We start from the raw sequence: 9,382 nt of genomic DNA on the forward strand, positions 1-9,382 counted from the left end.
GCCGCACTTGCCATGCGAGCCTCGCCCGGGGCACGATGCGCGAAAGCCTTCGCGATCCTCGTCACTTCGACCTCACGCACTTCACGCATGCAAGATTCCAACGAAAGCCGCCCGTCGGGCGCGCGGCTGCTGAAAGGCATTCTCCCGATCCGCCGGGCAGGCGCCATCCGCGACGTGTTCGCGGGCATCTCGCTCGCATCGATGGATATCCCGCAGGTGCTCGGCTATGCGCGCATCGCCGGGATGCCGGCCGTCACGGGCCTCTACACGGTGTTCCTGCCGCTCATCGCGTTCGCGTGTTTCGGCGCATCGCGCCATCTCGTGGTCGCCGCCGATTCCGCGACCGCGACGATCTTCGCGAGTCGGTTGTCGTCGATGGCACCGGCCGGCAGCGCGGAATATGCGGCGTTGGCCGGCATGGTCGCGCTGCTGACCGGTGCGATGCTGCTGCTCGCGCGCGTCTTCAAGCTCGGTTTTCTCGCCGATTTCCTGTCGCGCACGGTGCTGGTCGGCTTTCTCGCGGGCGTCGGCGTGCAGGTGTCGATCGCGATGCTCGGCGACATGCTCGGGCTGGCGGTGCCGTACCCGGCGTCGCGCAGCCTCGCGCAACTCGACTACGTCGTCACGCATCTCGTCCACACGAACCGGCCGGCGCTCGCGCTCGCGGCGCTCGTGGTCGTCGCGATTCTCGCGTGCAAGCGGTTCCTGCCGCGCATGCCGATGCCGATGATCGTCGTCGTGGGCAGCATCGCGGCGAGCGACGGGTTCGGCTTCTCCGCGCATGGCATCGCGGTGCTCGGGCCGGTTGCGGGCGGCTTGCCGCCGCTGCGATGGCCGTCCGTCACGTGGCAGCAGTTCCTCGATCTCGTACCGGTCGCCGCCTCGTGTTTCGTGATGATCATCGCGCAGAGCGCGGCGGCCGCACGCGTGTTCGCGCAGCAATACGGCGAAGACGTCGACACCAACGCCGACATCCTCGGCCTCGCGGCCGCGAACGCGGCGGCGGCGGTCGGCGGTGCGTTCGTCGTCAACGGCAGCCCGACGCAGACGGCGATGGCCGACGGCGCGGGCGTGCGCAGCCAGATCGGGCATCTCGCGTTCGCCGCCGTCGTGGCCGTCGTGCTGCTGTGCTTCAGCACCTACCTGCAGTATCTGCCGCATGCGGTGCTGGCCGGCATCGTGTTCACGATCGCGCTCGGGCTGATCAACGTGCGCAGCCTCGCGGCGATCCGCAAGGAAAGCCCCGGCGAATTCACGCTTGCGCTCGTGACGGCCACGGCCGTCGTGACCGTCGGCGTCGAACACGGCATCCTGCTGGCCGTGGCGCTGTCGCTGATGCGGCACGTGCGCCACAGTTACCAGCCGCACACGATGGTGCTCGAACCCGTCGCGGGCGATGGGCGGTGGCAGCCGGTGCCCACGCGGCGCGGTGCGATGACGGCGCCGGGGCTGATCGTCTACCGGTTCGGCTCCGACCTGTTCTTCGCGAACGACCATCTGTTCGCCGGCGAAATCACCGAGCTCGTCGACGCCGCGCCGGTGCCGCCGCGCTGGTTCGTCGTCGATGCGGGTGCGATCACCGACGTCGATTATTCGGCCGCGCGGACGCTGACCGATCTCGTCAGGACGTTGCATGCACGCGGGATCGGCGTGCTGTTCGGGCGCGTGAATCGTTATCTGCGTGCGGACATGGATCGTCACGGGATCACCGAGGTCGTCGGCGCGTCGTGCATCTTCGCGACGCTGCATCAGGCACTGGAGGCGGCCGGCACGACGCCCGCGCCGCAGGAGCCGGGCACCGTGTAGCGCGAACGGGCGCTACGCGGCCGTGCGCAGGCGCGCGAAACCGTTGCGCAGGTAGCGGGCCAGTTCCGTCGCGGCCGGCGTGCGCTGGCCGCGCGGCACGTGCAGGTTGATCGAGAAATTCGGCAGCGCGGGCAGGCCGCTGCCGGCCGGCAGGATGTCGAGGTCGGCCGGCACGGTGGACGCGAGCCAGACGGTCACCGCGAGATCGGAGCGCACGGTCGCGGCCGTTGCGTCGAAGCTGCCGTTCTCGAACACGGTGCGCCACGTGCGATCGCAGCCGCGCAGCGCGTCGAGCACGGAAGGGCGGAACGCGCAGGTCTGCGCGACCATCGACACCGGCAGCGGCGTGGTGCGGTGCGCGGTGCCGCCTTTCGCGCCGACCCAGACCAGCCGGTCGACGGCGATGCACTCGCCGCGCGACGACCCGACCGGCGCCTCGATCAGCGCGACGTCGAGGTCGCCCTGCGTGAGCCCGCGCCGCAGTTCCGGCGACGCCGCGCACACGAGCGTGAGCGCAACGTGCGGATGCGCCTGCGCATAGCTTTTCAGGATCGGCGCGAGACAGGTGCCGACCAGATCCTGCGGCGCACCGAGGCGTACCGCGCCTTCCACCGCACCGGCCGTCAGGTCGGTGAGCAGCGCATCGTGTACGGCGAGCAGCCGGCGCGCCTGTTCGAGCAGCCGCTCGCCGGCCGCCGTGAGCAGCAGGTTGCGATGCTCGCGGATGAACAGCGGGCCGGACAGCGTCTCGAGCCGCGCGACCTGCTGGCTGATCGCGCCTTGCGTCAGGTGCAGCGCGTGGCCGGCCGCCGTCATGCTGCGATGATCGGCGACCGAGACGAATGCGCGCAGCAGCGCGATGTCGAGATTGCGAGCCATGCGTCGCATTATGAGCGCTAATGGCAGGCATAAGAAGCTTTCGCTGTCGTGATGGATGAATCGCAGGTAAAACGGGGCTTCGACGACGACAACCGGGAGCCGCCGTGCCGCTTCACGACTACCTGCCGCTGATGCTGTTCGTGATCGTATCCACCGTGACGCCGGGCGGTGCGACGACGCTCGCGACCGCGTCGGGTGCGCATTTCGGCTACCGGCGTTCGCTGCCGCTGATGGCGGGCATCGCGGCCGGCCTGGCGTCGATGGCGGCGGCCGCGGCGGCCGGGCTCGGCAGTGTGTTGCTCGCCCTGCCGGCGTTGCAGCTCGCGATGAAGGCGGTCGGTTCGCTGTACCTCGTGTGGCTGGCCGTGCGTATCGGGCGCGGCGGCAAGCCGCGGCTCGATGCCGCCGTGCAGCGGCCGCAAGGATTCGTCAGCGGCGTGTGGATGCTCTGGCACAACCCGAAGGGGTGGGCGATGACGCTCGGCGCGGCCGCGTCGTTCGCGGCGCTCGCGTCCGGGCCGGCGCGGCTCGGCGTGCTGCTCGGGCTCGCGTTCGGTGTGGCCGCGATGGCGTCGCTGTCGTTGTGGTGTTTCGCGGGGCTGCTGTTCGCACGCGTGTTGCGCACGGAGCGGCAGTGGCGCTGCCTGAATGTCGGGCTCGGCTTGCTGCTCGTGGTGTCGATCGTGCCGATGTGGCTGCCCTAGGGCCTGTTCACGCTAATAACGGGCTTGCGCTGGCCCCACGAATGAATTTTCCCAAACAGGGGAACGTGCCTTGCCGGCCGCATTGCGGCGTCGCGCGTCGCTTGTTTGGCTCGGCCAAACGGCGCTCCTTGCTTCTTGCACTGCAGCCGGCAAGGCACGTTCGCAAGCCCGTTATTAGCGTGAACAGGCCCTGGCAGGAGGCCGCGCATACTGCGCGGCGCTCTCCCTGTTCAGTGCGAGCCGGCTTGCACGGCGCCGGCAGGCCGGCCACCGGCGCCGCTTGACCACAACGGCAGCCACAGCGTCGTGACGAAGCTCGCCGCATGCAGCGCGCACAGCAGGCCGAATGCCCACGCGAACGCTGCGGCCTGCGAGCCGCCGGACGACGCCGATTCGACGTGCAGCCGCCACGCGAGGAACAGCGTGCACATCGTCGTGAACGTCGGGCCGCCGAGGCGCTGCACGATATTGAGCGACGTCGTCGCCATCGGCAGGTTGCGGCGTTCGACCGACGCATACGCGGCGGAGATGGACGGCGCGCCGATCGCGCTCTGGCCCATGCCGCGCACAAACAGCGCCGGTACGAGCACGACCGGGTCGTAGCCGGTCAGCGCGAGGACCACGAACGGCAGCGTCGCGACGAGCGCGAGCAAGGCGCCGGCCGCGGCCAGACGGCGCACGCCGAACCGGCTCGTCAGCGCGCCCATCGACGGATAGGTGACGAGCATGCCGAGCCCGAGCGGCGCGAGCAGCCAGCCCATCTCGCCCGGCGAACGCCCGCACGCCTGGATCAGGAACACGGGGATCAGCATCTGGCCCGCGTACATCGCGCCGTTCGACAGGAACTGCGTGCCGGCCGCCGCGCCGAACACGCGCGAGCGGAACAGCGCGAGATCGATCAGCGCCTGTTCACCCTTGCGCCGCTCGAAGCGCAGGAACGCCGCGAGCAGCAGCGCCGAGCAGCCGACCGCGGCGACGCCGAGCGCCGAGCCGATCCGTTCGGCGCCGTACAGGAACAGCACGAGGGCGGGCGACAGCAGCGCGAGGCCGACCCAGTCGAGTTCGCGCCGTTGCGCGTCGTCGTGGTCACGGGGCAGGAAACGCGCGGCCAGCGCGAGCGCGAGCGCGCCGACGGGCAGGTTCACGAGAAACAGCCAGCGCCACGACGCATGCTGCAGGATCGCGCCGGCGACCACGGGCCCGAGGATCGGCGCAAGCAGCACGGGTACCGCCGCGTAGCCGATCACGCGCGCCATCTGCTGGCCGGCGACGCGCGCGATCATCATCTGCGCCATCGGCGCGAGCAACCCGCCGCTGACGCCTTGCAGCACGCGGAACGCGATCAGCGAAGGTGCGGACCACGCGAGCCCGCACAGCGCCGACGTGAGCGTGAACGCCGAGAAACACCACAGATACAGCGCCTTCGCGCCGATGCGGTCGACCAGCCAGCCGTTCAGCGGCAGCACCAGCGTCAGCGCGAGCAGGTAGCCGCTCGTCACCCACTGGATCGTCGACAGGCTCGCGTGCAGGTCGGTCGCGAGGCTCGACAGCGACACGTTGACGAGCGTCGCGTCGAGCTGCGACAGCAGCGAGCCGAGCGTCGCGACCGCGCTGACCTTCCAGATCGACGGATCGAGCCGGCCGGCCGCATGGCCCGGCGCCGGCTTCGCGTGCTGGCCGCTCACGCGCCGCGCCGGTCGAGCAGCGCGACGATGTCCTGCGTCGTGCCGGTCTCGCCGAGGCGCGGGAACAGGCGCTCGATGCTGTTCACGTGTGCGTCCGCGTTGAGGTCGGTCATCGCGTCGACGGCGAGCGTCACGTTGTAGCCGAGTTCATGGGCCTGCCGGGCGGTCGATTCGACGCCGATGCTCGTCGCGACGCCGGTCAGCACGATCTGCGTGACGCCGGCCGCCTTCAGGTGAGCGTCGAGATCCGTGCCGGTAAATGCGCCCCAGGTCTTTTTGGTCACGACGTGATCGTTCGGCCGGCGGTCCAGTTCGGGGATGAGCTCGGCCCAGTCGGCGGGGAGTTGCGCCGTGCGCGGCGCTTGCTCGGTGCGGCCCGGCGCACCGCCGGCGACGTTGACGAGCACGACCGGCAGGCCGCGGCTGCGGAATGCGTCGAGCAGCGTGCGGGCGTGCGCGATCACCGGTGCGACCGGGTGGGCGGTGGGGAGGGCGACGATGCCTTTCTGCAGGTCGATGACGACCAGTGCCGTGTTCGTGTCGAGACGGGTTGCGCTCATGACGGGGCTCCGTGAAAAAGGGCGGGGAAAGCCGGGCGCGCGGATGCCGCGCGGCGCGCCGGCCGGATTCATTGGTCGCCGATGCGGCGGATCAGCGGGATCGCCGCGGCGAGCGTGGCGATGTCTTCCGGGTCGAGCTTCTCGATCGCCGCGCCGAGCCACTTGTGCTTCGCGGCGTTGCGCTTGCGCCGTGCGTCGAGGCCGGCCTGGGTCAGCTTGAACAGGATCTGGCGGCCGTCGGTCGGGTGCGGTTCGCGCTCGACGAGCGCATCTTCCTCGAGGCTCGCGAGAATCGCCTTCATCGATTGCGGCTTCATCGCTTCGGCGCGCGCGAGGTCTGCGGTCGTCATCGGCCCGTGCCGTTCGAGCCGCGCGAGCGCGCTGGTCTGGGACATGCCGAGCCCTTCGGATTCGATCTCGGAGCGCAGCCGGCGGATCAGCTGGCCGACCGCGAGGGTCAGGTCGGCGGCGACGGTGTCGGCGGAAACGCCGGGTTTGCGTGGCGGGTTCATGCGGCGGATCATAGAATAAGACAGTTAAACTTGCAAGTTTAACTGTTGAAGTTCCCGCCGGGCGACGGCTCGGTCCGGCGCGCGATCACGCGCGGCGCGGGTCGACCGGGACGACTTCGTTGTATTTCGGGGTCGCGCTTTCGTGCAGCAGGTCGCCGAGGTATTGCGCGAGTTCGTCCGCTGCGAGCGCCGACGGAATCTGCAGGTTGGCCGGGCGCCGCTTGCCTTCGGTGCCGAGGTCGAACACGGCCCACCGGCCGTTCGCTCGCACGACGGCGAGCAGCCGTCCGAATGCGTTGAAGCGGTATTCATCCTGCATGGCATCGCTCCCGTCGGGTGGACGCACCGGCTGCCTGCACGTGCTTACTGGATCGAGCAGGACAACCAGCGGTGGATCTTGAGCGCGTCGCTCGATACGCCGGTACGCGTCGGCGCGCCGAGCAGCACGACCGTTTCGCGGCGGCCCTTCACGCGCATCCGCATCACGACGCCGTGCCCCGACTCGTTGATGAAGCCGGTTTTCTGCAGCCGGATCGGCAGGCGGCGGTAGCGGACGAGCGGGTCGGAATTCACGTACACGAGTTCGCCGTCGCCGGGGCGCACGGTGGTCGACGTGTCCGTCGAGAAATAGCGGATCAGCGGATCCTGCGCGGCCGCGCCGACGAGTCGCGCGAGATCTTCCGCCGTCGACACGTTGTGCGGCGACAAGCCGGTTGGCTCGCGGAAGTGCGTATGACGCATGCCGAGCCGGCGCGCTTCGCGGTTCATCGCCTTGACGAACGCGGCGCGCCCGCCCGGATAGTCGCGGCTCAGCGCGGCGGCCGCGCGATTCTCCGACGACATCAGCGCGATATGGAACATGTCGCGGCGCGACAACTCCGAGCCGACCTGCAGGCGCGAACCGGTGAACTTGATGGTGTCGCGATCGTGCGCGGTGACACGCAGCACGCCGTTCAGCGGACGATCGGCATCGCGCGCGACGACGGCCGTCATCAGTTTCGAGATCGACGCGATCGGCCGCACGGTGCGCGCGTTGCGGGCCAGCAGCGGTGTGCCGGAGTCGACGTCGAGCACGTAGGCCGCGCGTGAATGCAGCGACCCGACCGCGCGCGGCGTGTAGCCGCAACTGGCGAGCAGCTTCGGTTTCGCGGGCGGGCGCGGCCGTACGGCCGTCGTGCGTTTCGCGCGTCGCGGTTGCGGTGCGGGTGCGGTGTGACGTTTGGCGGCCTGATGCGTGACGCGCGGGCGGCGATGCTTGACGGCCTTTTTCTTGCGGTGGGGTTTCTTCTTGACGGCCTTCGTGTGGGCATGCGCGTGGGCGTGTGCGGTGCGATGCGGCTGCACGCGTTGCGCGGACGCGTTCGTGGCAAACGCGAGCAGCAGGAACGAAAGGGCGAGGATCAGGGTGGTCCGGGCGCGAGGCAGGCGCGCGATGAGGCCGGTCAAGCGAAAGTCTCCTTTTCACGCGCGCTGCGGCTGCGCGGAATGCATGGGCGGTCAGCGGGTGCGGGAAATTATACGGTCGATCGCGTGGCGATGACGATGGGATGAGTCGCAATGACGCGTGATGCAGACGGATTCGGCGTATTTTCGATCTGCCTGTTGAGATGGTGCGGGTGGTGCGCGTGTGGTGACAGCCGTGCAGGCGGCCGTTCAGCGCGGCCAGTTCCGTCGCGACACGACCGCAAAGCTGATCGCGATCGACCCCGTCACGGCGCGCGGCGTCGGGTCTTCGATCGCATCGCCGAAGCGGAAACGGCGGCTGCGTCCGTCGACGCGCCCGGCGCGACGTTGCGGTGCGTGCGCATCGGCTGCGGCAGCCGGTTCGTTTGCGTCCGCGCCATCGCATGACGGCTGGGCCACGCATTCAACGGCTTGATCGAAAGACATGACGGTGAATTCCGGGAAGGGCATGTCCGTATTGGACGCTATCGCATTCGATCAGTAAAATGAATATTTCGATCGATACGATTCCTTTGAAGAATGGAACTGAAACTGCTCCGCACGTTCCTGACGGTCACCGAGCTGTGCCATTTCAGCCGCGCCGCGGATGCGCTGCACATGAGCCAGCCGGCGCTGAGCAAGCAGATCGGCGCGCTCGAGGCGAGCCTCGGCGGCAAGCTGTTCGAGCGCGGCCGGCACGGCGCGGAGCTGACGTCGTTCGGCGAACGCTTCCTGCCCGATGCGCAGGCGCTCGTGCGCGACGCCGACGAGATCCTCGCGCGTGCGCGTGAGACGACCGGCGGGCAGCGCGGCCATTTGCGGCTCGGCATCTGCCTGTCCGTGCTGACGCTCGTGCCGAAGCTGATCGCCGAGTTTCGGCGTCGCAATCCGGGCATTGCGGTCACGCTGAGCGACCTGTCGTCGTCCGAGCAGACGCGCCGGCTGCGCGCGGGCAAGCTCGACGCCGGGTTCCTGCGGCTGCCGTCCGACGACGGGGTGTCGTCGTTCAAGGTGATCGACGAATCGCTCGCGCTCGCGGTGCCGCCGCACCTCGGCTTCAAGCGCGTGCCGGCCGACCTCGACGAGCTCAACGAGATCGGCTTCATCGCGCTGCAGCGTGCGCGCGGCCCGGGGCTGGCCGCGCAGATCGACCGGTGGTGCGTCGAGCGCCGCTTCGTGCCGCACGTGACGCAGCAAGCGGAGGACGTGCAGTCGGTGCTGACGTCCGTCGCGGCCGGCGTGGGCGTCGCGTTCATCCCGTCGAGCGCGCAGTATCTGCTGCGCGATGCGACGGTGATACCGCTCGACGGTCGCGACGCGAAGTGGCGCGTGGGGCTCGCGTGGCTGTCGGATCGTGACGATCCCGTCACTACGCGTTTCGTGTCGTTCATGCGCACCGCACTCAAGGGCGTGTGACGCGGCGTATAGTGTCCGCGACGACCTTTCCTGACCGAACGCCGGCCCGCTGCCGGCGGATGAACCCGAACCGATGACTTCAGAATCCGACGAATCCCCGCTCGATCCCGCACTCGTCGCGACGCTCGCGACGCTGAACGAGGCCGCGAACGATCCGGCCGGCAAGACGTGGTCGCTGCCGAAGATCGCGAAGCGCACGCAACTGCCGATGAGTACGCTGCGCCGCGTGTTGACGCAGCTCGACGCCGCGGACCTGAGTGCGACGACGCTGAACGAAGACGGCACCGGCAGCGCTGCGCTGACCGACGAAGGGCGCGCGGTGTGTGCGCAGCTGTTCGGCGCGAACGACGCTCGATGAATGAAAAACGGGCCGCTGA

At 69.3% G+C, this 9,382-nt stretch carries 11 protein-coding genes; 4 read left to right on the forward strand and 7 right to left on the reverse strand.

Going from position 1 to position 9,382, the window contains the following annotated elements; all coding sequences use genetic code 11:
• The first annotated feature begins 87 nt into the window (after positions 1–87).
• Positions 88–1,806: a SulP family inorganic anion transporter gene (locus tag U5798_RS05675; protein WP_322081474.1), complete on the forward strand. Its 1,719-nt coding sequence runs from the start codon at positions 88–90 to the stop codon at positions 1,804–1,806.
• A 12-nt stretch (positions 1,807–1,818) separates the two neighbouring features.
• On the opposite strand, the gene U5798_RS05680 is transcribed toward U5798_RS05675, so the two are convergent.
• Entirely contained in the window at positions 1,819–2,694 is an 876-nt protein-coding gene (locus tag U5798_RS05680) for a LysR substrate-binding domain-containing protein (RefSeq protein WP_322081475.1), read from the reverse strand.
• 95 nt (positions 2,695–2,789) lie between these two features.
• Here U5798_RS05680 and U5798_RS05685 point away from each other — a divergent pair, with 95 nt between their 5' ends.
• Positions 2,790–3,389 carry a LysE family translocator gene (locus U5798_RS05685; RefSeq protein WP_322081476.1) on the forward strand — a complete coding sequence of 200 codons (600 nt, stop codon included), beginning with the start codon at positions 2,790–2,792 and terminating at the stop codon, positions 3,387–3,389.
• Positions 3,390–3,619: 230 nt separating this feature from the next.
• Here U5798_RS05685 and U5798_RS05690 read toward each other — a convergent pair whose 3' ends face one another.
• The 6 genes from U5798_RS05690 to U5798_RS05715 form a co-directional block, all read right to left on the reverse strand.
• The gene (locus U5798_RS05690; RefSeq protein ID WP_322081477.1) at positions 3,620–5,074 is read right to left on the reverse strand and encodes a DHA2 family efflux MFS transporter permease subunit; all 1,455 of its coding nucleotides are present in this window, start codon (positions 5,072–5,074) and stop codon (positions 3,620–3,622) included.
• Complete coding sequence (locus tag U5798_RS05695; RefSeq protein ID WP_322081478.1) at positions 5,071–5,634, reverse strand: isochorismatase family protein; 564 nt, start codon at positions 5,632–5,634, stop codon at positions 5,071–5,073. Before U5798_RS05695 ends, U5798_RS05690 begins: the two co-directional genes overlap by 4 nt.
• Before the next feature lie 68 nt (positions 5,635–5,702).
• Positions 5,703–6,158 carry a MarR family transcriptional regulator gene (locus tag U5798_RS05700; protein WP_322081479.1) on the reverse strand — a complete coding sequence of 152 codons (456 nt, stop codon included), beginning with the start codon at positions 6,156–6,158 and terminating at the stop codon, positions 5,703–5,705.
• A 73-nt stretch (positions 6,159–6,231) separates the two neighbouring features.
• Entirely contained in the window at positions 6,232–6,465 is a 234-nt protein-coding gene (locus U5798_RS05705; RefSeq protein WP_124446962.1) for a hypothetical protein, read from the reverse strand.
• Positions 6,466–6,509: 44 nt separating this feature from the next.
• Positions 6,510–7,592 carry a serine hydrolase gene (locus U5798_RS05710; protein ID WP_322081480.1) on the reverse strand — a complete coding sequence of 361 codons (1,083 nt, stop codon included), beginning with the start codon at positions 7,590–7,592 and terminating at the stop codon, positions 6,510–6,512.
• 207 nt (positions 7,593–7,799) lie between these two features.
• The gene (locus tag U5798_RS05715; RefSeq protein WP_415859489.1) at positions 7,800–8,078 is read right to left on the reverse strand and encodes a hypothetical protein; all 279 of its coding nucleotides are present in this window, start codon (positions 8,076–8,078) and stop codon (positions 7,800–7,802) included.
• Between the two features lie 51 nt (positions 8,079–8,129).
• Between U5798_RS05715 and U5798_RS05720 the strand changes: the two genes are divergently transcribed.
• The gene (locus U5798_RS05720) at positions 8,130–9,005 is read left to right on the forward strand and encodes a LysR family transcriptional regulator (RefSeq protein ID WP_322081482.1); all 876 of its coding nucleotides are present in this window, start codon (positions 8,130–8,132) and stop codon (positions 9,003–9,005) included.
• Between the two features lie 73 nt (positions 9,006–9,078).
• Positions 9,079–9,363: a transcriptional regulator gene (locus U5798_RS05725; RefSeq protein ID WP_322081483.1), complete on the forward strand. Its 285-nt coding sequence runs from the start codon at positions 9,079–9,081 to the stop codon at positions 9,361–9,363.
• Positions 9,364–9,382: the final 19 nt, after the last annotated feature.

The sequence above is a fragment of the Burkholderia sp. BCC1972 genome (assembly GCF_905339605.1).
Lineage (GTDB): Bacteria > Pseudomonadota > Gammaproteobacteria > Burkholderiales > Burkholderiaceae > Burkholderia.